The following is a 22,324-nucleotide window of genomic DNA, read 5'->3' on the forward strand; positions in this document are numbered from 1 at the left end:
ATCACCTCCACAAAATCGTCGAATAGGCGACAAAATTGGCATCCGGCGAAGAACTTATATCCAAGGATGTGTAGTAATCGGCAACCCACCCCCGGCTCTGGTTGTGATGTGCGATATAGCTGACCACCATAGCGGGAGCATAACCGCATACGGTGCTTCTTTTTGAAGAGCAAAAGGCAAAAGCCTCTTCGATCCGTCCTTCGCAGAGCAGGTGGGAAAGGGCCAGGTCATCTTCCCTGACCTTCAAGGGAGCCCCGCTTTGGTAGGGGGTATAGCCGAAGCGCGGTCCATAATGGGTGAAATCACTACTGGCAATAAGGGCAGTCCTGCCAGCTTGTATCTCTTGCTCTCCCAGTTCGGCAACCAGTGCATCTGCGATGGTCTTCACCGCTTGCGGCTGGGAGAAGTGGCTGACCAAGGCCAAGGTGACCGTAGGCGGCCGAGAAAGACTGGCAATATAGGGGAGGACCATCTCCAAGGCGTGTTCACTCTGGATTGCCGAGAAATACTTGGCTTGGGCACTACTAAGATTCTGGCTCTCGAGCATTCCCAGCGGTGTCTCAATGCCATCCAGAGGGGCGCTGACCAAAGCATCCTGGCTTAGGTTTGCATAGTGGCTCGGGGCAAGGACAACCAGACGCTGTACGTTGGAAAGGTCGGCAGCGAAAAATGGGGCGATGCCTGCCTTGGAGTAGAAAAGTCCTGCATGGGGAAGAACGGCAAATCGATAGGGACAGTGTTGATAGGTGGTATTCTTGAGGACAACCTCAATCGATTCGTTGATCAAAGCCCTGAGCGTCTGTTTATCAGCGGGATACCAAGACCCTGCAAAGTGTGCTTTTCGTATCATTGTAGTCGGCTCCTCCAATACCCACCTCCTATCATAGTCCACCCATTCTAAAATGCAAGGTTGTCGACCACCCAAGAAAAGAGGCAACCTGCCTGATCGCGTGACCTATCAGACAAGTTGCCAAACGTGGAGGTAAATACAGGAAACAAAAAGGAGAATCAGGACAGAGAAACTATCGAGGAAGAGGAAAGACAGCGCCAGGAATTGGAAAGCACTTTGTCCTCCCCAAGAATTGAGAGCTCGTTCGTAAATACAATATCGTCACAACTTTTACCAACAAAGAGTTCATAGCTTCCGCTTTCAAGCACTCGTTCCATCCGCTCTCCGATAAACGAGAACAATTCTGCAGGCAGGGAGAACACCACTTTCTTCTTCTCCCCCGGTTTGAGACTCACTCGTGCAAACGCCTTCAATTCCTTTACCGGACGGACGAGTGAAGCAACCTTGTCGTGGATGTAAAGCTCAACCACTTCATCACCTGCAACAGTACCGCTGTTCTGCACCTGCAGACTAATCTTGAATTCACCAGTATTGGTAATCTGGCTTTGTTCAACCTGAAAGTCCGACCAAGTAAAGCTGGTATAGGACAGTCCGTGTCCGAAGGGATACAGCGTTCCAAACTGCTTTTGGACAGGTAGGCCTCCAGCCTTCTTGGTATGGTTGTAGAAATACGGCATCGAGCCTACCGATTTGGGGAAGGAAAGCGGTGTTTTTCCGCTGGGATTATTCAAACCGACCAACGTTCTGGCTATCGCCTCACCCCCTCCCTCTCCTGGAAGCCAGGTGCAGAGAATGGCACGTGCATCGGTCACCGCTTTGTCCAAGGTATAGGGTCTTCCGCTGACAAGGACGACCACTACGGGTTTTCCCGTTTGCAGAACCTCTTGCATCAACTGTTCCTGCACCCCCGGAAGAGTGAAACTTGCGGCATCAGAGCCCTCACCCACTGTTCCTTGGCCAAACAAACCAGCCAGATCGCCGACTACAAGAACGGTAACATCGGCCTTGCGGCTTGCCTCACAGGCCAGTTTAATCCTGCTGACATCGCTGCTCAGTTCATGAACCTGCGTCCCCTGCCCTTCCTGGACATCGCCGGGGAAAAATACTGCGCGTTCAACGTTGCTCTCATACAGCATACACCCGGGCTCAAAAAGTACCTGTTCGTTTCCAAGTACGTCCTGCAAGGCTGTCTTTATGGTCTTAGCCAACACAGGAACCGTCTCCTCAGGTCCATGGGAACCTTGCAGGTGCACCGGCGGCGCATACCCGCCGAACATTGCATAGGGATGGTCGGCCAAAGCACCGATGAGTGCAACCTTCAACCCTTTTTTCAAGGGCAACGTACCATCATTCTTAAGAAGAACCAGCGACTTCTCAGCCACTTCCCTGGCAAGGATGTGGTTCTTTTCCGATCCTAGGTCTATTGCTTCCTCACGGATATAGGGATTCTCAAACAAGCCCAGGCGCAGCTTCTCTTGCAGTATCTTGAGAACCGACTGGTCCAGGGCTTCATCGGTCACCAAGCCACGATACAGAGCCTCAATGAGTCCTTCCTTGAAGACAGTGAATCCAGGAAGCTCGATATCCATGCCTGCATTGAACGCCAAAGCGGCGGCTTCGGCCATATCGTTTGCTACTTGATGGTCATTGACCAGCTGCACAATTGCTTCATAATCGGCCACTATCAGGCCGTCAAAACCCCACTGCTTCTTTAAAAGGTCGGTGACCAAGCTGTGGTTGCTGGTACAGGGAATGCCATCAATGTCGTGGTAGGCTGGCATGACGGCAGCGGGATGGGCGTTGCGCACAACCATTTCAAAAGGAAGGGCGAAGGTATTGCGGATCTCCCGCATTCCACAATGGACCGGTGCATGGTTGCGTGCGCCTTCACTGAACGAGTGGCCGACAAAGTGTTTCAGGGTTGCGAGCGGCGACTGTTTTGCCCCTTGCAGACCCTTCACGTAGCCGATACCCATCACACCGCAAAGATAGGGGTCTTCACCGAAGGTCTCCTCCAAGCGGCCCCAACGTGCATCGCGGGCAACATCCAGTACCGGAGCAAGTCCCTGATGAATGCCCAAACTCCTGAGCTCATCACCGATGGCCGAGGCCGCCCGGCCGATCAAGGCAGGGTCCCAAGTAGAGCCATAGTTCAACGCTGAGGGAAAAATCGTAGCACCCTTGACCATCGCCCCGGTCAAGCACTCCTCGTGCAACATGGCTGGAATTTTCAGGCGAGTCTCTGTGACCAAATAGTGTTGGAGTTTATTGATGGCTTTGGCTTGCTTATGCGGATCATTGGCCATAGTCCCAAAAGGCCTGGTAAGCTGGCCGATGCCCTTTCCCAGCACTTCCTGATACAAATTGCCGTTACGATGGTCTTTATGTCCATATTCACGGATAGAAAAAGAACCATCCTCCTGTATTTCCAACCAGGCAGACACTAGCTGGGCCACCTTTTCCTCGATGGTCATGCTGTGCAAGAGCTGTTCCGCCCGTTCCCTATTCTGTTGCATACATCCGTACTCCTTGTTTCGGTCGAGAGGTTCCTACTCTTTCAGTGCTCCTAGTGCAACACCAGCAATGATGTATTTGCTGAGCAGGAAGTAGACAATGAAGAGCGGTAATACCGTAAGGGCCAAGCCCAGATACACCGAACCGTATTCGGTTTTATAAATATCACCACGAAGCAGACTGACCATGATCGGCATGGTGTACTTTTCTCTTCGGGTCAGGATAATCGTCGGAATGAACAAGTTGTTCCAGTTTGTGACAAACGTAAAAATTGCTTGTGTTGCCATTGCAGGCTTCATAATCGGCAGAATAATGCGGTTGAAAGTGAAAAACTCCCCTGCCCCATCGATACGAGCCGAATTGACAATATCAAGCGACAGCGTCGCCATGAGGTACTGACGCATGAAGAAGACCATTGCAGGCGCGGCAATCGAAGGAAGAATCAACGGCCAGAGGCTGTTGACCCAACCAATGCGATACATCATCTGATAAAAACCTACGCCTGTAATCTGGGCGGGAATCATCATGACGGCTAGAATAAAGGTAAAGAACGGCTGGCGCAGTTTCCAGACATAGGCAACCAGGGCATAGGCAGTCAGGCTGGAGAAGTAGACGGCGCACAGTGTGGCTCCGCTGCTGACCAGCATTGAGTTCATGAAGCCGACTGCTGCATTGAACGTCTTGCCATTGAGAATCTTCCAGTTGCTGAGCAGATAGGTGGAAGGAAACAAGGCGACAGAGTCCTGCTGGATCTGATAGGTACTTCTGGTAGCATTCACGAACATGGTCCAGAATGGGAAGATGCTCAGAACTGAGAGAAATATACATACGATATAAATAATTGTCTTGGTAATATTGGTTGATGCTTTCAAGCTTTTCATACTGATGCCTCCCGCTTCAAGGCTCGTTTCAAAGCCCGTTCCTGTCTTCGCAATTTTTGCTCGCCTCTGTCGCGCATGAGATAGAACATGGCAATGGAGAGAACGACAATGATCAGGAACATCAGCATGCTTGCAGCTGCTGCACGATTGTAGAGATAACTGCCGCTGAATGCTTGGTTGTGGATGAAGAGGTTTGCCGTGAGAGTAGAGTTGTCCGGTCCTCCCCATAGGTAGAGCTTGGGGATATCGTACATCTGAAGTCCGCCGACCATACTGGTGATCAGGACGTACAGCAGAATGGTTTTCAATCGGGGAAGTGTAATCCTGAAGAAAATCTGGGTCGGGGTGGCACCATCCACCTCGGCAGCCTCAAAGAGGGTTGGGTCAATCCCGAGCACTCCTGCAATGAGTACAATCATGGAGTTTCCATACCACATCCAGAACTGGATAAAGGCAACAACACCTTTGGAGGTCCAAACCTGCATATGGAAATATTTCGGTTCGTCCAGAAATCCGAGCTTGACCAACAGGTCATTGATCGGACCTATCGGAAAGGCGAACATGGAGTTGAACAAAATGGCAATGGTGGCAGCGGTGATGATGTTGGGCATATAAATCAGCACTTTGAACAGGCCTTGTCCCTTGACTTTGAAACGACGGCTGGTGAACCAGGCCGTAAGAAGCAAAGCTAACAAAATTTGGGGAATGAAGTTCATAATCCAAATGACGAACGTATTCGCTACTGATTTCTTGAATGTATCGTTGCTCAGAATCAATTTGAAGTTCTCAAAGGGATCAGCAAGAATCTTAATGTCTGTCCGGCCAAGACCTCGTAGGTCGGTGAATCCGATAAAGGTCGTATAGATGATCGGATAAAGCGAGAAAATTAGATAGGCAAGCACAAATGGGATGGAAAAGTAATACCCATACTTTGCATAGTTGATGCCTTTCTTGCGCATGGTGTTGTCCTCCAGTAAGTGTCAGAGCGTACATCGAAGCGAGCATGAATCGAGAATTTCCATCCGAGCAATGCTGCATGGCAGAAGAATCCAGGTGCAGGCTGGAAAGCCCGCACCTGGAAGTCAACGTTCCCCTTACAGGGCGCTGATAGCGAGGTTGTCGGAAACCAGCTTCTTGAACTCAGCAATTGCTTCAGAGCGAGTCTTGTTTCCTGCAGCGTAGGAACGAACCTGATCACGCCAGTACTGGTTGATGGTTTCATCATACTGGGTCTTGTTCTTACCGGTAGCAAAAGCGCCGGCGGGTACGAATACGTCAAACATATTCTGACCACCGAGGAATGCTACGGCTCCGTCACTCTTGCTCATGACAGTACCGGAAGCAACGGTATCCTTGGTTCCGCCGGGCCCGTTGAGGGTGCCGTTGGCCCACAGATACTGAAGACCGGTCTCGGAGGTGTCGAGGGTGATCCATTCGATGATCTTTCCAACTGCTTCCTTAACAGGGCTGTTGTTGTTTGCAATAACCCACGTGCCGCCCCAGAAGAATCCTACGGGAGGTTCGCACACGGCCCAGTCACCAAAGGTGCCTTCGCCGGGCTTGGTTCCACCGCTGTTGCCAGCCATGACGTAGTTGATGAGCCATGCGGGACCGAAGAAACCGAACACCTTCTTGGCACCGGCATCTTTCATGTCGGCAAACCAACCATCTTCCCAGTCACGGGTCTGGTTGCTGTATCCGTTGTCAACAATCATCTTTGCGATGTCAAGGAAATCCTCACGGGTCTTGTCGATGAAGAGCTTGCCGTCGATAATCCATCCCTTCGGGGAGGAGCCTTCGATGGCGTGCCAGATGTCTCCGTCACCGCTCATGATTGCATAGCCTTTCTTGTTCAAGTCGGCTGCAGCCTGGAAGAACTTCTCCCAACCCGGCCCTATCTTGGTCTTGATTACTGCAGGATCATCGGTTCCCCAAGTAGCCTTGGCAAGTGAACGGCGATAAATGAAAGCGCCGCCGGTTGCCTGATAGCCCAAGCCAACCAGTTCACCCTTGCTGTTGGATCCGATATCAACGGTATACGGAGCGATATCGGCATCCTTGAGCTTCTTGTCTACATCAATGCCCAAGGACTTGTAGGGAGCTGCGTATTGAGCGGCATCACCCTTGGTGTACTTCAGAACGAATGCTGCCTCTGCACAGTAGAGGTCGGGAGCATTGTCTCCACCAGATGCCAAAGCCTGGTCAAGAGCCGGCTGATAGGCACCGTCGGTGGTGGCGACGATTGTGGTGTTGATTTCATAATCGAAATCAGGATTGAGAGCCTTGAATTTCTCGAGCATCTTGGGGACTTCATCGGTGAAGGTCCAAAGATTGATGACCTTTCTAGCAGGGGCCTTTGCGGCTTCACTCTGGCCGGCGGCGAACAGAGAGAGACTCATGCAGGCGACCAGCAGCAAACTGACGACGATACGCATGTTCCGTTTCATACAGATTCCTCCTTACATTGTATATGTCCAAGACATATGAACGATTCCGATGTAGGTTACCCCGCTTTCGTACAACGCTTGTACTGAACAGAGCTTCCCACAACCATCATACTAGAAGAGGTTTTGCGAGAATGACACTAGGTGTTTGTCTTGACTTAGGCTAGGACATTTGTCCTAGGCTGACTCAACGTTCATTGCTTTTCACCCATTGGATTGCAAACCTACGCAACGAGCCAGCGTCGCCGATGGACAACTTGTGGCGGATATTATCACGGTATACATTGATTGTCTTGACCGATAGATTGAGGTTTTGGGCAATCTCGGAAACGCCAAAACCCTGCCCCAACAAACGCAGGACTTCCATCTCCCTGATGCTGAGCAGTTTGACGGGGTCGATTTCCTCCCGCGAGTCCTGCAGCAACATGGTATCCAGCATCCGCTCGCGCATATCCTTGGATAAGTAGATTTTTCCCTTGAGCACGTGCTCGATCGCATCGAGCAGTGATGAAGCCGCCTCCTGCTTCATCACATACCCCTTCGCCCCGGCCTTCAGGGCACTGGAGGCATAAATGATTTCATCGTACATCGATACTACGATTGAGGAAATCTCCGGGTGTGTGGATTTCAACGTCTTTACCAGCTCCAGTCCGTTCTCCTGTTGCAACGAAATGTCAACCAAGGCTACATCCACCGTGATGGATTCCAATAAGGAGAGCGCTTGGGCGATGGTAGTCGCCTCGGCAGTAACCTTGTAACGGCGGACATTCTCAATAACGCTGGCCAGACCTTGCCTGAACAGGGGGTGGTCATCCACCAAGAGGAATCGAACGGTATGGTTCATACATGCGTCTCCTTGAGTTGTACGCTCACAATTGTACCTTCCTCACTGCTTTGTATGGAAAGCTCAGCATCGGCCATGACTGCACGGTTACGCATGATCCTCAAGCCAAGTCCACGCTTTTGCAGTTTCTTGGGCAATCCGGTTCCGTCATCGCTGACAGTAAGGCACAGCATGGATTCTCCTTGCTTGTTCTCGGATTTGGACGATGAGATTTCTATATGGCTTGCATGGGAGTGCTTGATGGCATTGGTAAGCGCTTCTTGTACGATACGGAAGAGATTGAGCTCCCGGTTGGCATCCTGGATATGGAACGCGGGATCGACATTCACATCTATCTCCACCTCGGCATACCGCAGACTGTCCGCAACCAAGGCCTCAAGCCGCTTCTGGAAACTGGACGGTTCGAGGTCCAGCGGCATCAGGCCGCGGCTTATCGTCTTGATTTTGGTTATCGCCTCATTCAAGTGCTTGCTGATGCTCTCCAGCTCTTCGGCAATAGGTCCTTCCTTGTGGTTGAGTCGTTGCCTGGCAGAAGAAGCGAGCAAGGAAATTCCCAGAAGGTACTGGCACAAGTCGTCGTGCAAGTCCTGGCCGATTCGCTCCATGGTCTTGGTTGAAATCTCCATCACTTCCTGCTCAAGCTCGGTCCTGCGACGAATCTCTGAGAGCAGGTCCTGGGTCCTGAGTTTCACCTGCTCCTCCAGATTCTTCTCATGCTTGCGGATCTGGGTGAGCAGCAGCGAGCCTTTGAGCGTACTGGAAACCTGTTCCTGTAGTACATCATAGAGCGCGGGCATTACCATGCCGAAGGGAACAAGGAGATAGCCTAGCGGCTCATCCATATAGACAAGCGGCAGGAGGACCCAGCGATGCTGCTTCCACTGCTTGCCAAGGACCGGAGGAAGGATTTCCAATGCAGCAAAGGCTGAGTTGAAGGCTTCCGATTTGTCGAGATCCTGAACGGTCATCATCAGCTGAACCTGTTGGGAACGACCAAGAAACCGTACCAAATACCCCTCATGAATGCCGAACAAGTGCAAGCTTTGCTTGAGGTTGACCATCAACTGCTCAAGTTCGAAGGTGCCGCTGAGCATTGCACTTACTTTACGCAGGGAATCGAAAGAACATTCCACCGCCACACGTTTTGCTGCTTGGAAGCGTCCGATTTTATCTCCAACCAAGGCACGGGCTGCTCCCATGAGCATTGCCTGTGTCTTTGCACTAAGGTCACTTTCCACATTCGATTTGTACTCAATCACTGAAAGGTACTCGTTCCAACGGTGCATCGAGCCGCTTTCGCTTGCGGTGGCATCCAAGGCCCTGTTGAGTCTGAAAATCATTTGATGATAGTCGCCCAGACGCATCAAGCGCAGCAGATCCTGAACGGCATTTCGTTCTTGGGCTGTTGCGTAGCTTGGCAGTTCATGCAATCCCGGAGTATAGCTGACATGGGGATTGCAGCCGCATGATTCCCTGATCACCGCTGTGCAAGCAAGGGTAATGTGCTCCTCTTGCCCGCCTGCCATAATGCGATCCAGGACATCGATGGCCATCACTCCCATCTCATAGAGGGGCTGAACGACAGTAGTCAGAGGCGGCAAGGTATACCGGGAAGGATCCAACCCATCAAAGCCGATGACCGACACCTCGTCGGGCACCCGGATTCCCAATGCTGAAAGTTCTTCCAAGGCTCCTTGTGCCATCCAGTCATTCAGGCAGATAAGGCTGTCGAACGGCAAATGGTTGTCCACCAAATACCGAACAGCATCCCTGCCCGCCACATCGGTGAAGGTTCCGGGCCTGATCATGTCTTCATCGATCTCGATGGCATTGGCTTTAAGCACTTCTTTGCAGGCACTCAGCCTGCGTATCGACTCTTCGTGCGTTTCAGGTCCTTTGAGAATGGCGAATTGGCTGCGGTGGTGCACCCTGATCAAATGTTCCACCAAAGAGGCAATACCTTCCTCCCCTTCGACGGTGATATCGCTCATTCCCTGCATTCGCATCCCGATCGACACCCGGGGAAGATCCGACCAGGGAGCAAAAAACTTATTCAGGTCAACCGTGGTGAAAAATGTTGCCAGGGACGAGGCAATGATAATCAGTCCGTCTACATTCTGGGACCCAGCCATATGATACGCAAGGTTTGAGGAAGCCTCACTGGCAATCGGGGATCCCAGACGCGAACCGATGAAGGAGATGGTACCCAGATTGCGCTTCTTGGCTTCCTGCTCCAGGGCATGCCACAGCGTGGACTGATACTCATCGTCCAGGCTGGCAGTAAAAATTCCGATACAACGATGCTTAAGCGGCAAAAGAGGCTCCTTACCTGATGGCTTTTCTTTCATCATACTGTATGGAACAAAGATTGCAAGGATAGTGTTGTCGCTGGAACAAAGCTAAAGTTATTGGTGTTTCTTGCCGGTAATCATATCATAGCTAAGGGTGAGGGATGCTTTCTGGTCACCTTTGTACAGAACCAAGTGTGATCCTTCAAGCTTGCAGCAGCTCAGAAGCAGTTTCCCGTTGGGACCCTTCAAGGAAATACCTTGTATCAGAGACTCAACATCCTCACTACTTTTACCCACTCGTTTGCCGGTAAACGGGCAATATATTGGGTGAATGTGGACGGAAGAGAACACCGAATCATCGTTCTCCAGTGATATCGTGAGGCGCATGTCCATGTGGTAGGAATAGGCATATACAGAGAGGTTGTGCTTGGCATCCACTGCCAGCTCAAGCACAGGTGTGTTTTCGTCCATAATCTGATATTATATCGAAATAGTTGGGGAGTGTCAAAGAGGGGGACCCCCTTATAAAAAAAGGAAGGCAACCCGCCATGTGACCATTGTCACCTTAACAAGTTGCCCAAAAGCTTGGGAGAATCAGGAATCACCGTCCTGCTGTGTACCTTTGTACATTCAACAGTCCATTCATCAGCCAACTATTTAGCAGGGGTAGGACTCGGACCTACGACCTTCGGGTTATGAGCCCGACGAGCTGCCAACTGCTCCACCCTGCGTCGAATTTCTTACCAACTATAGGAGAAATGGAAAATCTTGTCAACTAGAACTAGAAATTAATCCTAGGTATTTCCTATGATTATGCTTTATAATGAAATAGCTTTCAGTAAATTTTGTAAAATACGAGGTCTTTTGCTTTTAGGCAGGTTCTGGTATCATCATTGATTAGCATCACAGTTTCCCAGGAGTTGGGAAAGCAAGGAGCTGGATACGAGCAAGAAGGTAATTATCCTGGGAGCAGGTAGACGCGGGTTGGGTTTGGCAAAGCAGCTGATCGTTGATGGAAAGGATGTGGTTATCATCGACAGTTCCCATGAGCGAATTGAAAGCGCTGTTTCCAAACAAGATTGTCTTGGCATACTAGGCAACGGCACCGATATTGCAAAACTGATGGAAGCCGACGTGGAACACGCTGAGGCTTTCATTGCAGTAACCAACAGCGACGAGATCAACCTGGTCTCCTGCGGTCTGGTCTCCTCGACCTATCCCCATGTAAAAACAGTTGCAGCTATCCGCTCACTGATTTATACCGGCGTTGACGGTCTGAAAGAAGGGCTGTTGGGTATCGATTACATCGTCAACCCCAATGCAGAAACTGCCAAATCCATCTACAATACTATCGAACAGGGAGTCAACGGCAATGTATTGGGTTTTACCAATTCCAAACTGCTGCTGTACAACTTCTACATTGAGCCTTTCAGCTCCTATGTCGGTTCAACCGTCATGGAGATGAGAAACAAGCTGCAAGCTGAATTTGTCATAGCTTCGATTAATCGCAGGGGTTTGGTAATCGTGCCTTCAGGCAATACGACCATTCAGGCACAGGACACCCTTTCAATCGTCGCCAACTCGGAAGAGGTCACCGATATCCTTAAAACCGTGGGACAGCTGCAAAAGCGGCCGAGCAACATGGTCTTGGTCGGAGCAAGCAAAATAACACGGGCCCTGCTTAACCGCATGAGTCCCGCCATGCGCTCCAAAGTGGCTGTAGTCGACCAGGATGCAGAAGTCTGCAGAGCTTTCAGCGAGCGTTTTCGTGAGATACTGGTCATCAAGGCCGACATTACCGATGAGGATATTATGGCTGAGGAGCAGTTAGGCTCCTACGACCTGCTTGTGGCACTAACCGACAATGATGAATTAAACATAATCACAGCCAGTTATGCAAAACGCATAGGGGTGGAACGCTCGATCGCTTTGATCAAGCAAAACAACAACTATACACGTATGGCAAGCTACCTCGATATCGACGTGGTCATTTCCACCACTGATACCACGGTGGAGTCATTGCTTCGCTATCTCAGGGGTACCAATGTCACCAGCATCCATTCTTTGTTCAACGGTCAGTTGGAAGTGTATGAGTTTGTCATCCATGCAGAGAACATGGTCTGCAACAAGCAGTTGAAGGATATCAATATGCGTAAGAAGGCCATTGTTGCCGGTGTTACCGACCACCAAGGGAAAAGCATTATCCCAACCGGATTAACCACCCTCAAGGAAGGGGACACCGCCTTGGTGGCAGTCATGCGGGACTCCTCCGACTTCATACAAAAGCTCTTCGGGTAACAGCATATGATAAACTGGAAACTTGACCTTCGTCTGCTTGCGTTCATCGAACTCTTCATCGGCTTTCTCATGCTCATCCCAACTGCCCTGTCTTTCAGGTACCAGGAAGCCGATGCAATGCGTGGGTTTCTCATTGCATACCTGGGGATCGCCATTTTCTGTTCGATTACCCTGATTCTCATCGGCAAACCTAAAACCAAGACAATGTATGCCCGTGACGGCTATCTGGTCGTTACCCTGACTTGGGTAATTGCGACTGCGTTCTCTGCCATCCCGTTGGCTGCAAGCGGCGCATATGTCGATTATAGCAGTGCTTATTTTGAAATCATGAGCGGTTTCACCACAACCGGGGCAACTGTTTTGCCTGAGATCGAGAGTCTTCCCAAGTCAATCCTGTTCTGGCGGTCGCAGACCAACTGGCTTGGCGGCATGGGAATCGTCGTACTTTTTGTGGCGTTGCTTCCTGCGTTGGGTGTCAGCGGCTCGCTGCTGGTCGGAGCAGAGTCGGTAGGTCCTACCAAAGACAAACTCACACCGAAAATCAAAAATACAGCAATCATCCTCTGGTCCATCTACATCGGGTTCTCCTTTCTGCAGACTATCCTGCTCGTATTCGGTGGGCTCAACTGGTATGATGCCATAACTGTTACGTTTTCCACCATGGCTGCAGCAGGATTCTGTGTAAAGAATTCCTCCATCGGGGCATTCGGCAGTGCGTATGTTGATATCGTGGTCACTTTTTTCATGCTGGTCAGCGGAGCAAACTTCGCTCTCTATTACAAGGCACTCAGCGGAAAAATCTCATCGGTATTCAAAGATGGGGAACTGAGGGTCTACCTCGGTATATGGGCGTTTGTTTCTGTGTTTGCAGCGCTTCAGCTCTCGTTTTCCAGTACCTATGGCTCATTTTTCGAATCACTTCGCTACAGCGCATTTCAGACAGCATCCATTCTTACCACCACCGGTTTTGCTACCGCCAATTATGTTCATTGGCCTGCGTTTTCCCAAGCCCTGCTCTTTCTGCTCTTCTTCATTGGAGGGTCGGCAGGTTCAGCCGGAGGCGGCGTGAAGGTCATCCGCATCGTGGCACTCATTAAAATGGGAAGGGCACAACTCAAACAGAGAATCCACCCAAGGGGAGTCTTCCAAGTACGAGTTGGGCAAACCACCTTCCGAGAGGATTTGCTGGTTTCCATTGCTACGTTTTTTGGTGTGTACATACTCACCGGTGTGGTTGGGGCAGTGGTAATTTCACTAAGCGGAGCTGATCTGATAACTAGTTTTTCAGCTTCCTTCCTCTGTTTGGGCAATATCGGTATCGGCTTTGGTGAAGTTGGTCCCACCGGGAATTTCGCATTCCTTCCTTCCTGGATCAAATGGTTCTGTTCCTTTCTGATGCTCGTCGGCCGATTGGAACTCTTTACCGTATATGTCCTCTTCTCAAAACACTTCTGGAAGCACTGATACCAACCCTATTCTTCTCCAAAAAAAACGAAGTATGCACCTAACCGATTGACACGTTTGCACAATAATATTACTTATGTTATATAACAATCGATTTTAATCATGGATGAGGTACAAACCATGGCACCAAAACAGAAAATCACCAAGGAGATGATACTCGAAGCCACGTTCCACATCACCAGGGAGCACGGTTACGAGAACGTGAACGCCCGCAGCCTAGCTTCCATGCTAGGATGTTCGACACAACCCATTTTCAGCCGCTTCGCAAGTATGGAGGAGTTGAAGAAAGTCTTCCATGCCTACGCAGGCAAATATTTCGATCGCTATGCCGCAGAGGCGATGCAAGGGGGCGATTCCTTTAGAAAACTTGGCGAGTGCTATATCAATTTCGCCCGAAATGAAAGTAATCTGTTCCGCCTCCTGTTCATGTCCGAGGTGATGGATCTACACGGCTTTGCCGACATGTACGATGATCCAGAGAATCTTGAGGTTGCACAAACGCTCTCTTCTACTATGGGCATCAGCTTTGATTCTGCGAAACGGTTCTATATGAAAATGTTCATTTTTACTCATGGCATTGCAGCAATGCTTGCCTCCAAATTCGTCCACTTGGAACCAGGTGAGGCGGAAACAATGCTAGGTGAAGCGCAACGAGCATTCGCGGCCCAACATACGACTTGATCAAGGGAGCTTTGATGATGGCTATCGGTATTTTTATTGGCTTGTGTACCGTGGAAGTGGCATTGTTTGCCCGCTTCGCAAAGAAAAAGGGATTCGATAGACGCGAATCATCGTTTACAAGGATTATTCTCCTTGTGGTCTTTCTGATACTTTGCGTTGCAGGGATCATCGATTGGGGAATGAAATGGTATGCCCTGACTCTGCTGCTGGGAATCAAGGCTTTGATTGGAATCGTATCATTACTCAGAAAAAAAGCACCTATTGACTCTATAAAAAGCAAGGCGGTTCGTAGGCTCATCGGCAGTATTGCCCTTGTTGTCCTGGTAATGATACCGCCTCTGGTGTTCCCCGGGTATGCACAACTCAAACCTACTGGGAGCCATAGCGTCGGTACGACGGTATTTACCTGGACAGATGCAAGCCGACAAGACGGTTTCACCGTAGAAGAGGACCGACGCAAGGTGACGGTACAGTTTTGGTATCCGCTTGCCCAAGGGGGAGACAATACTGGGGCTCTCGAGGGTCGTTTCCCCTTGATTGTTTTTTCCCATGGTGCTTTCGGCTTTCGTATGAGCAACCACTCCACGTTCATGGAACTGGCAAGCAACGGCTATATCGTGGCAAGCATCGATCATACCCATCAAGCCTTTATGACCAAAGAGGCTGATGGAACAACAATTCTCGGAGATAGGGGATTCATCAACACTGCCATGCAAGTGGAAAATGGGACTATCCAAGGCGAGGAGCTGTATCACATCCAAGAAGAATGGATGGCTTTGCGAAGCGCTGACATGGCGTTTGTGCTGGATCAAATCCGACAGCAGGTTGCATCACCAACTTCCAAGGATCTCTTCCATCAAATAGATAGTGAACGCATCGGGGTGCTTGGGCACTCGATGGGTGGGGCAACAGCAGCCTGGATCGGTCGCCAAGACGATGCAATCGATGCAGTAATCGTACTTGATGGTACGTTGATGGGCGAAATTATTGGGTTTGAGAACGGCAAGGAAGTGCTTACCAACGTGCCATATCCAAAACCGATATTGAACCTGTTCAACGAGAAGCATTACCAGGATGGGAAAGCAATGGGCTTGGAATATGCCAATATGCTGATGCATGCAAATGCTTCAAAGTCGTTCCAGCTGGTGGTGGAGGGTTCCGGGCATCTGAATTTCACCGATCTCCCTCTTGTTTCCCCTTTCCTTGCCGGTTTATTGGGTACGGGAACGGTGGATCCTTTCTCCTGTATGGAAACCACCAATGCGGCGGTTCTCCAGTTCATGGATTACTACCTCAAAGACAAAGGCAATTCCATTCCAGCGTTCAGAATGCTTTAGCACAGTACTTTGGACAGACAGTGTTTTGTTCTTTTCTGATGCATATCGGCTGGTTGCAGCTCTTTGCTGTGTACGTGCTCTTTTCAAACCTCTTCTGTAAGCACTAAAAAAACCAAGACATTAACCCTTCTCATTATGCCTTTGGGTGATATACTGGATAAAAACCATGAGGAGGTTGTACATGTCTGGAATAGCGTTGATTATCACCTTTGTAATCGCCATTGCTATTATGATCGTTGCCATCTCGAGGTGGAACGTCCACCCGTTCCTCGCCTTGATGGGAGTCTCCCTGCTGCTTGCCATTTTCATCGGACTGCCCTTAAAAGATATTCCTGGTGTCATAGGTTCAGGCTTCAGTGGAATTTTCAGCAGCATCGGTATCGTCATTATCCTTGGAGCCCTGATCGGCACCATATTGGAGAAGACGGGGGCTGCACTGAAGCTTGCTGAAATGGTGGTTCGGCTGGTAGGCCGCAAACACCCCCAACTTGCCATGGAAATCATGGGCTGGGTTGTCTCCATTCCCGTATTCTGCGACAGTGGTTTTGTCATTCTCGACCCTATCCGAAAAGCCCTTCGCAAAAAGACCCAGTTCTCGTCCGTTGCAATGACCGTTGCCCTCTCTGCCGGTCTTTACACCAGTCATGTACTCATTCCACCTACCCCGGGCCCGATTGCCGCCGCAGGAACCTTAGGCATCGGTGACAATCTCTTTATGGTAATAGTCATCGGTACGCTCTGCTCCATTCCTTCGTTGGTGGTCGCCTATTTTTATGCCAACTATATCGGCAAGAAAATAAAGAGCGGAGAAGATTTGGGAGAAGAGGAAGAAGGGGTCGATTACGACACGCTGCTGAAGAGTTTTGGGGACCTTCCCAATGGATTCCTCTCCCTCGCCCCGATTCTCATGCCGATTCTCGCCATGGCCCTCGGTTCGCTTTCAGCTGCTTTGAAATGGAAAGGCGCTCTTGCCAGCCTGTTTTCCTTTACAGGAACACCGATCATAGCTTTGACCATCGGCTTGTTGTTCGGCATCCTGCTACTCATTCAACGCAGTGAGATGAAGTACTTCAATACCATGACTACCGATACCCTGAAGGTTGTCGGTCCCATCCTGTTCATAACCGCAGCCGGCGGCGTATTGGGAAAAGTCATCGCAAGTGCAGGCTTTGTAGCGTTCATGCAGGAACATGCCTCGGTTCTGGCTGCAGTCGGTATTTTCTTCCCCTTCCTGATTTCAGCCATCTTGAAGACGGCCCAAGGTTCTTCGACAGTCGCCATTACCACCACTGCAGGTATTATGGGCAGTATTGCTGAAAGTTCGTCGATGATGACCGCCCTCGGTCTTGCCAGCCCTATGGCAGCCGTTTTGACAGTCATGGCGATCGGAGCCGGCTCCATGACGGTATCCCATGCAAATGACAGCTATTTCTGGGTGGTAACCAACTTCGGAAAACTGAAGCCTGAGGATGGATATAAGACGCAAACCATGGTCACCTTGCTGCAAGGTTTGGCCAGTATCATTTTCATCTGGCTTTTCTCCCTCATTTTGCTGTAATATACTGATACTACGGGGGCTTCGGCCCCCACATCAGTGAGGAGCCCGCGATGAAGAACATCCTATTAATCCCCGATTCCTTCAAAGGAACCATGAGTTCCGAACAAATCTGTTCCATCATGGACAGAGCTATCAAGCAACACTATCCTGACGCCCAGGTCACCAGTATTCCTGTAGCCGATGGTGGAGAAGGTAGTGTCGACGCGTTCCTGCAAGCTCTCGGAGGCGAAAGAAGAAGTCTTACCGTCCAAGGCCCTTATGCATTTCCCATGGAAAGTTTTTACGGGGTGATCAAGAAAACCACCGCAGTTGTAGAGATGGCGGCCTGTGCAGGTCTTCCTTTGGTTGGCGATGAACTCCATCCTGATCTCACCACCACCTACGGAGTCGGCGAGTTGATTCTTGACGCGGCAAAGACTGGTTGCACGACCATTATTGTGGGTCTTGGTGGCAGTGCCACCAACGATGGTGGATGTGGAGCAGCAGCCGCCTGCGGCGTTGTCTTCCGTGACAAGGACGGAAAAGCCTTTGTTCCCACCGGAGGGACGCTTGGCAAGGTCGAGAGCATCGACACCTCTTCTTTGGACCCTGCTCTTAAGAATGTAACCATCACAACCATGTGTGATATCGACAATCCGTATTACGGACCTACCGGGGCAGCCCACATTTTTGGACCGCAAAAGGGAGCCACCCCCGAAATGGTCAAGATTCTTGATGCCAATATGCAGAAGCTTGCAAAGGTTATCGAGCGGGACTGCAAAATCGACGTGCAGGCTATTGCAGGCAGCGGTGCTGCCGGCGGCATGGGCGGCGGCATGGCAGCCTTCTTCGGCAGTCAGTTGCAGATGGGCATCGAGACAGTACTGGAGACCGTAAACTTCGACAAACTCCTAACCAAAGCCGACCTGGTACTTACCGGTGAGGGCAAGATTGACGGGCAGAGCCTCAGGGGCAAGGTTGTTATCGGGGTTGCAAGGCGGGCAAAGAAAGTCAATGTACCGGTAGTTGCCATCGTCGGTGACATCGGAGACGATGTTGAAGGCGCATACAATGAAGGGGTGAGTGCAATCTTCTCGATCAACCGTCTGGCCATCGACTTCAAGGCTGCCAAACCTCGTGCTCCCCACGATATGGAAAAGACCATGGACAATTTGATGCGCTTCATCAAGCGCATGGGTCTTTGAACCAGAACGAATTACGACGAAGGCTCAGCGAGATGGCTGAGCCATCGTATCGTGCCTTCAGTGAGAAACTCAAGGTATCCGATAGACCCATCTATGGGGTACGGACACCCATGATCCAGAAGCTGGTCAAAGAACTTTTCAAAACCGAAGGCATCAAGGCACTTGATGATTTCTTCACCTATACCGATCCCTCCTACGAGGAGATCCAAATCAGCTATTCGCTCTTTGGCTTGCTCAAGTTGGAGGGGCAAAGCGCTTTTTCCTACCTTAACAAGCTCAGACAGTTCAATGAGAGTTGGGCAACCAATGACAACCTCAGCGGCTGTCTATCACATTTGACAGCAGAACCTTCGTTGTATCCATATTTGCTTTCCTTGCTCAAAGAAAGCAATCCGTATGACCAACGGCTGGGTATTGTTGCCTTGATGTATTACTACCTCGATGATTCTCACATCAACGAAACGCTCAGAGAGCTCGCCACGGTTACCAATCCCCACTACTATGTGGTCATGGCCCTAGGTTGGGCCTATGCCTCAGCCTTCTGCAAGAACCGTGAGGAAACCCTACCCTATCTCCAAACAGGAAGACTCCAGGAACCTGTTCGGCGCAAAGCCATCCAGAAGTGCGTTGAGTCCCTGCTGGTCAGTGCTGAGGATAAGGTACTACTTAAGCGTCTCCGCAAAGGACTCTAAGGGCATTTTCCGACCAAAGTCCTTCCAATTCTGAAGCAGTGAATCCACTATGTTCCAAAGCCTGCCACAACAAAGGCAAGCTGTCATAATGCGGTATGGCAAGCTCACCGGTAATGCCATCGTAATCGGTACCCAATGCCAATACTGAGCTCCCCCCAACCTTCTTCAGATGGAGAGCATGACGCACCATGGCCTCGAGGCTGCTGGAGTGCCAGTCCTCGGAGAGAAAGGAGGGGCAGAAATTCAGCCCTATCACCCCACCGCTTTCGGCGATGGTGCGGATCATCCGGTCGCTGAGGTTCCGGCTGTGATTGGTTATATACCGGCAATTTGAGTGACTTGCAATAAGGGGCTTCCGAGCAACCGATGCGACATCAAAAAATCCATCGTCGTTGAGGTGGGAGACATCCACGAGAATATTGTTTTGTTCCAGGGCCTCTACTGCTGCAAACCCAAAGGACTTCAAGCCTCCCCTCTGATGGTGAGGGAAACCCAAGTCGTTCTCATAATTCCATGTCAGGGTTGCAAGACGCACCCCCCAGGAGGAGAGTGTTTGGATACGATCCAGCTTTCCTTCCAGAATCTGCAGCTCCTCGCAGCTGAGTATCGCCCCATGCTTGAAGCTAGTGGCAAGTTCAACTGCTTGAGAAACCGGTATGATCCTATCCTGGTTGAGACGCATTTCACGAAGGAAGCGCTCATGTAAAGCTTGGGCCTGATGCCAAGCAGAAACGCATTGCTTTGTATCAACAAATAGGGCAAAACAGGTGGTTACTTTTCCCGCCTTGTCCATCCAGCGAAGCGAGGTATGACCCTTGTTTTCTGCCAAGGAGCCTTCTTTCTGATACTCCAGCTCATAGATGGTGTCACAATGCAGATCGATCACTGGATACATAAAAAAGTACTCCCAAGTAGTTGCCGTTAGCAAATAAAAGTAGTAATGTATCTATACGATATAAGAATTCACCTGTATAGTATACAGTAAAGAGGAGCACAGAATGATTAAACATGTTAATAAGAGCACATATGAAGCTGAAGTTTTGAAGAGCACCGTACCCGTAGTTGTCGATTTCTGGGCCGCTTGGTGTGGACCGTGTCGCATGCAGGGAACCATTCTCGAGCAATTGGACAAGGAAATCACTGCCGATCAGGCAAAGATTGTGAAGGTCAACGTAGACGAGGAAGGCGAACTGGCAGGCACGTTTGGTGTACAGTCCATCCCCACCCTTCTGTTCTACAAGGACGGCAAGGTAGTGAATAAGGCCGTTGGCGTACGCGATGCAGCCGCCCTGAGAAAGTCTTTGGGAATCTAAATTCCCTTACATCTTCAGGAGCAAGCCCACAGGATTAGTATATTCTGTGGGTTTTTTTTCGAAAAATTTGAAAAGTACACAAGGATTCGAGCAATCCTGTATTCTTTTTTGGGTGTTTTATAGACAACATGAAAAATGTTTCTTTTTATAGAAACTTTATTGTGGTTTTTTGTTGACACAATGTTTCTACCTATAGTAACATCGGAACCCAAGAAGGAGTACCCTATGCAGAACGCACTTACTAAAGAAATAAACACAACCAATCTTCCCACCAAGGAAGGACGCTTCGGAGAGTTTGGAGGTTCGTATATCCCTCCCCAATTGCAAGCAGTTATGGACGAGATCACCCAAGCCTATGAGCAGATAGTCCAAGACCCGGCATTCCTGAATGAACTCTCAGACCTCCAAAAACACTATGTCGGCCGCCCTTCGCCGGTCTACCATGCGAAGCGTCTGTCCGATGCAGTTGGTGGAGCTCAGATTTACCTTAAGCGGGAAGACCTGAACCATACCGGAGCCCATAAGATCAACCACTGCATCGGAGAGGTGCTGCTCGCCAAAAAACTGGGCAAGAAAAAAGTAATTGCTGAGACAGGCGCCGGTCAACACGGTGTTGCACTCGCCACCGCCGCTGCATTGATGGGTCTGGAGTGTGACATTTACATGGGAGCGGTTGACATTAAGAAAGAGGCTCCAAATGTAAGCCGGATGAAAATCCTCGGTGCTACCGTAGTCGAGGTAACCAGAGGGACCAAAACGCTCAAGGATGCCGTTGATGCAGCCTTTGAAGCCTATCTCCAAGACCCTGTAACCCAGATTTACTGCATCGGCTCGGTAGTTGGTCCCCATCCCTTCCCCATGATGGTCCGTGATTTCCAAAGTGTGGTTGGCATAGAAGCAAGAAAGCAGATTCAGGAGATGACCGGCTCCCTCCCTGATGCAATCGTGGCTTGTGTCGGCGGAGGTTCAAATGCCATGGGCATTTTCAGTGCCTTCCTCGATGACAAACTGGTCAAGCTCTATGGGGTTGAACCGGCCGGAAGAGGCTTGGACACTCCCGATCATGCAGCAACCATCACCAAGGGTAGTGTTGGCATTCTACATGGATTCAAGAGTCTGCTCCTCCAGGACGAAAAGGGAGAAGCCTTGCCGGTCTATTCAATTGCCAGTGGTCTCGATTACCCGGGTGTTGGACCACAACACAGCTACCTGCACAGCATTGGCCGCGTTATATACGATAGTGCTACCGACCGAGAGGCGGTAGAAGCTTTCTATGGTTTGAGCAGGATGGAGGGCATTATCCCGGCTCTTGAATCCAGCCATGCAGTAGCCCATGCCATTAAGCTGGCTCAGAAAATGAGTAAGGATGAGGTCATTTTAGTCAACCTTTCAGGAAGGGGGGACAAGGACATAGACTTTGTCATGGAGCACTATCCTTTGGTGGAGTATGAACCGCAGGAAGGTGGTGATGGATTTGAGGAGTTCCTGGCACATATCAAGCAGAAGTAAAAGAAAAACAATGCTGATTTCTCCAATGGCTGTTACAATGGTGTAGCAGCCATTTCTGTTTATTAGTGAATATCTGGCAATAAAAATTTGCCGCTGAATTTTGTTAAGATAGACCTACCCAGATGTCTGGAGGGTTATATACCCCGTTGGGGATGACCGCTGATTTTTGTTAAGATAGACCAGAAATGGCCGTGTGGAGATCAACAACATCGTTGGGGATGACCGCTGATTTTTGTTAAGATTGACCTTGCCGCACCGATTGACGCGAAGCACGCCAGTTGGGGATGACCGCTGATTTTTGTTAAGATTGACCATCCATAGTGGATGCCCTTCCTGTTATGCCGTTGGGGATGACCGCTGATTTTTGTTAAGATTGACCGAGCTTTCGGAGGCCAGGACAGCCCTCAAGGTTGGGGATGACCGCTGATTTTTGTTAAGATTGACCATTCCGGCCTACCAGCCGC

18 protein-coding genes, 1 tRNA gene and 1 CRISPR repeat array (1 of these 20 cut by a window edge) are annotated in these 22,324 nt (G+C 50.1%); of the genes, 9 read left to right on the top strand and 10 right to left on the bottom strand.

What is annotated here, in order from left to right; genetic code table 11:
• Position 1: 1 nt before the first annotated feature.
• The 9 genes from amrB to SPIBUDDY_RS11020 form a co-directional block, all read right to left on the bottom strand.
• Positions 2-850 carry an AmmeMemoRadiSam system protein B gene (gene amrB, locus SPIBUDDY_RS10980; RefSeq protein ID WP_041380739.1) on the bottom strand — a complete coding sequence of 283 codons (849 nt, stop codon included), beginning with the start codon at positions 848-850 and terminating at the stop codon, positions 2-4.
• Between the two features lie 158 nt (positions 851-1,008).
• Entirely contained in the window at positions 1,009-3,366 is a 2,358-nt protein-coding gene (locus SPIBUDDY_RS10985; protein WP_013607830.1) for a glycoside hydrolase family 3 N-terminal domain-containing protein, read from the bottom strand.
• Positions 3,367-3,399: 33 nt separating this feature from the next.
• Entirely contained in the window at positions 3,400-4,245 is an 846-nt protein-coding gene (locus SPIBUDDY_RS10990) for a carbohydrate ABC transporter permease (RefSeq protein WP_013607831.1), read from the bottom strand.
• Positions 4,242-5,204 (bottom strand): carbohydrate ABC transporter permease, encoded by a 963-nt coding sequence (locus tag SPIBUDDY_RS10995; RefSeq protein ID WP_013607832.1) that lies wholly within the window; start codon positions 5,202-5,204, stop codon positions 4,242-4,244. The genes SPIBUDDY_RS10990 and SPIBUDDY_RS10995 overlap by 4 nt, the downstream gene beginning before the upstream one ends.
• Positions 5,205-5,339: 135 nt before the next feature.
• Positions 5,340-6,692: an ABC transporter substrate-binding protein gene (locus tag SPIBUDDY_RS11000; RefSeq protein WP_013607833.1), complete on the bottom strand. Its 1,353-nt coding sequence runs from the start codon at positions 6,690-6,692 to the stop codon at positions 5,340-5,342.
• 184 nt (positions 6,693-6,876) lie between these two features.
• Positions 6,877-7,533, bottom strand: a complete 657-nt coding sequence (locus SPIBUDDY_RS11005; protein WP_013607834.1) for a response regulator — start codon at positions 7,531-7,533, stop codon at positions 6,877-6,879.
• The gene (locus SPIBUDDY_RS11010; protein ID WP_245523771.1) at positions 7,530-9,881 is read right to left on the bottom strand and encodes a substrate-binding domain-containing protein; all 2,352 of its coding nucleotides are present in this window, start codon (positions 9,879-9,881) and stop codon (positions 7,530-7,532) included. The genes SPIBUDDY_RS11005 and SPIBUDDY_RS11010 overlap by 4 nt, the downstream gene beginning before the upstream one ends.
• 57 nt (positions 9,882-9,938) lie before the next feature.
• Positions 9,939-10,295: a hypothetical protein gene (locus tag SPIBUDDY_RS11015; RefSeq protein WP_013607836.1), complete on the bottom strand. Its 357-nt coding sequence runs from the start codon at positions 10,293-10,295 to the stop codon at positions 9,939-9,941.
• A gap of 187 nt (positions 10,296-10,482) precedes the next feature.
• Positions 10,483-10,555: transfer RNA gene (locus tag SPIBUDDY_RS11020), tRNA-Met, on the bottom strand.
• Positions 10,556-10,787: 232 nt separating this feature from the next.
• On the opposite strand from SPIBUDDY_RS11020, the gene trkA reads away from it, so the two are divergent.
• From trkA to SPIBUDDY_RS15780, 7 genes are all read left to right on the top strand, one after another.
• Positions 10,788-12,122, top strand: a complete 1,335-nt coding sequence (gene trkA, locus SPIBUDDY_RS11025) for a Trk system potassium transporter TrkA (protein WP_081454645.1) — start codon at positions 10,788-10,790, stop codon at positions 12,120-12,122.
• A gap of 6 nt (positions 12,123-12,128) precedes the next feature.
• Complete coding sequence (locus tag SPIBUDDY_RS11030) at positions 12,129-13,586, top strand: TrkH family potassium uptake protein (RefSeq protein WP_013607838.1); 1,458 nt, start codon at positions 12,129-12,131, stop codon at positions 13,584-13,586.
• A 102-nt stretch (positions 13,587-13,688) separates the two neighbouring features.
• On the top strand, positions 13,689-14,267 hold the full coding sequence (locus SPIBUDDY_RS11035; RefSeq protein WP_081454646.1) for a TetR/AcrR family transcriptional regulator: 579 nt from the start codon (positions 13,689-13,691) through the stop codon (positions 14,265-14,267).
• A 14-nt stretch (positions 14,268-14,281) separates the two neighbouring features.
• On the top strand, positions 14,282-15,604 hold the full coding sequence (locus SPIBUDDY_RS11040) for an alpha/beta hydrolase family protein (RefSeq protein WP_013607840.1): 1,323 nt from the start codon (positions 14,282-14,284) through the stop codon (positions 15,602-15,604).
• A gap of 181 nt (positions 15,605-15,785) precedes the next feature.
• Complete coding sequence (locus SPIBUDDY_RS11045) at positions 15,786-17,162, top strand: GntP family permease (protein ID WP_013607841.1); 1,377 nt, start codon at positions 15,786-15,788, stop codon at positions 17,160-17,162.
• A gap of 50 nt (positions 17,163-17,212) precedes the next feature.
• On the top strand, positions 17,213-18,346 hold the full coding sequence (locus tag SPIBUDDY_RS11050) for a glycerate kinase family protein (protein ID WP_013607842.1): 1,134 nt from the start codon (positions 17,213-17,215) through the stop codon (positions 18,344-18,346).
• Complete coding sequence (locus SPIBUDDY_RS15780) at positions 18,343-19,038, top strand: DNA alkylation repair protein (protein ID WP_013607843.1); 696 nt, start codon at positions 18,343-18,345, stop codon at positions 19,036-19,038. The genes SPIBUDDY_RS11050 and SPIBUDDY_RS15780 overlap by 4 nt, the downstream gene beginning before the upstream one ends.
• Here the strand turns inward: SPIBUDDY_RS15780 and SPIBUDDY_RS11060 are convergent.
• Complete coding sequence (locus SPIBUDDY_RS11060) at positions 19,013-19,933, bottom strand: dipeptidase (RefSeq protein WP_013607844.1); 921 nt, start codon at positions 19,931-19,933, stop codon at positions 19,013-19,015. The genes SPIBUDDY_RS15780 and SPIBUDDY_RS11060 overlap by 26 nt on opposite strands.
• Positions 19,934-20,036: 103 nt before the next feature.
• Between SPIBUDDY_RS11060 and trxA the strand changes: the two genes are divergently transcribed.
• Together trxA and trpB are read left to right on the top strand one after the other, a co-directional pair.
• Positions 20,037-20,351 carry a thioredoxin gene (trxA, locus tag SPIBUDDY_RS11065; protein WP_013607845.1) on the top strand — a complete coding sequence of 105 codons (315 nt, stop codon included), beginning with the start codon at positions 20,037-20,039 and terminating at the stop codon, positions 20,349-20,351.
• A gap of 225 nt (positions 20,352-20,576) precedes the next feature.
• On the top strand, positions 20,577-21,860 hold the full coding sequence (trpB, locus tag SPIBUDDY_RS11070; protein WP_013607846.1) for a tryptophan synthase subunit beta: 1,284 nt from the start codon (positions 20,577-20,579) through the stop codon (positions 21,858-21,860).
• A 145-nt stretch (positions 21,861-22,005) separates the two neighbouring features.
• A CRISPR array of direct repeats spans positions 22,006-22,324; the repeat unit is 36 nt; unit sequence GTTGGGGATGACCGCTGATTTTTGTTAAGATTGACC; it runs 2,424 nt beyond the window's last position.

It is taken from the genome of Sphaerochaeta globosa str. Buddy (genome assembly GCF_000190435.1).
In the GTDB taxonomy this organism is placed as follows: Bacteria; Spirochaetota; Spirochaetia; order Sphaerochaetales; family Sphaerochaetaceae; genus Sphaerochaeta; species Sphaerochaeta globosa.

Coding starts and splice junctions, on each gene's coding strand:
- amrB (WP_041380739.1), bottom strand. CDS start 850: ATGATACGAAAAGCACACTTTGCAGGGTCTTGGTATCCCGCTGATAAA.
- SPIBUDDY_RS10985 (WP_013607830.1), bottom strand. CDS start 3,366: ATGCAACAGAATAGGGAACGGGCGGAACAGCTCTTGCACAGCATGACC.
- SPIBUDDY_RS10990 (WP_013607831.1), bottom strand. CDS start 4,245: ATGAAAAGCTTGAAAGCATCAACCAATATTACCAAGACAATTATTTAT.
- SPIBUDDY_RS10995 (WP_013607832.1), bottom strand. CDS start 5,204: ATGCGCAAGAAAGGCATCAACTATGCAAAGTATGGGTATTACTTTTCC.
- SPIBUDDY_RS11000 (WP_013607833.1), bottom strand. CDS start 6,692: ATGAAACGGAACATGCGTATCGTCGTCAGTTTGCTGCTGGTCGCCTGC.
- SPIBUDDY_RS11005 (WP_013607834.1), bottom strand. CDS start 7,533: ATGAACCATACCGTTCGATTCCTCTTGGTGGATGACCACCCCCTGTTC.
- SPIBUDDY_RS11010 (WP_245523771.1), bottom strand. CDS start 9,881: ATGAAAGAAAAGCCATCAGGTAAGGAGCCTCTTTTGCCGCTTAAGCAT.
- SPIBUDDY_RS11015 (WP_013607836.1), bottom strand. CDS start 10,295: ATGGACGAAAACACACCTGTGCTTGAGCTGGCAGTGGATGCCAAGCAC.
- SPIBUDDY_RS11030 (WP_013607838.1), top strand. CDS start 12,129: ATGATAAACTGGAAACTTGACCTTCGTCTGCTTGCGTTCATCGAACTC.
- SPIBUDDY_RS11035 (WP_081454646.1), top strand. CDS start 13,689: ATGGATGAGGTACAAACCATGGCACCAAAACAGAAAATCACCAAGGAG.
- SPIBUDDY_RS11040 (WP_013607840.1), top strand. CDS start 14,282: ATGATGGCTATCGGTATTTTTATTGGCTTGTGTACCGTGGAAGTGGCA.
- SPIBUDDY_RS11045 (WP_013607841.1), top strand. CDS start 15,786: ATGTCTGGAATAGCGTTGATTATCACCTTTGTAATCGCCATTGCTATT.
- SPIBUDDY_RS11050 (WP_013607842.1), top strand. CDS start 17,213: ATGAAGAACATCCTATTAATCCCCGATTCCTTCAAAGGAACCATGAGT.
- SPIBUDDY_RS11060 (WP_013607844.1), bottom strand. CDS start 19,933: ATGTATCCAGTGATCGATCTGCATTGTGACACCATCTATGAGCTGGAG.
- trxA (WP_013607845.1), top strand. CDS start 20,037: ATGATTAAACATGTTAATAAGAGCACATATGAAGCTGAAGTTTTGAAG.
- trpB (WP_013607846.1), top strand. CDS start 20,577: ATGCAGAACGCACTTACTAAAGAAATAAACACAACCAATCTTCCCACC.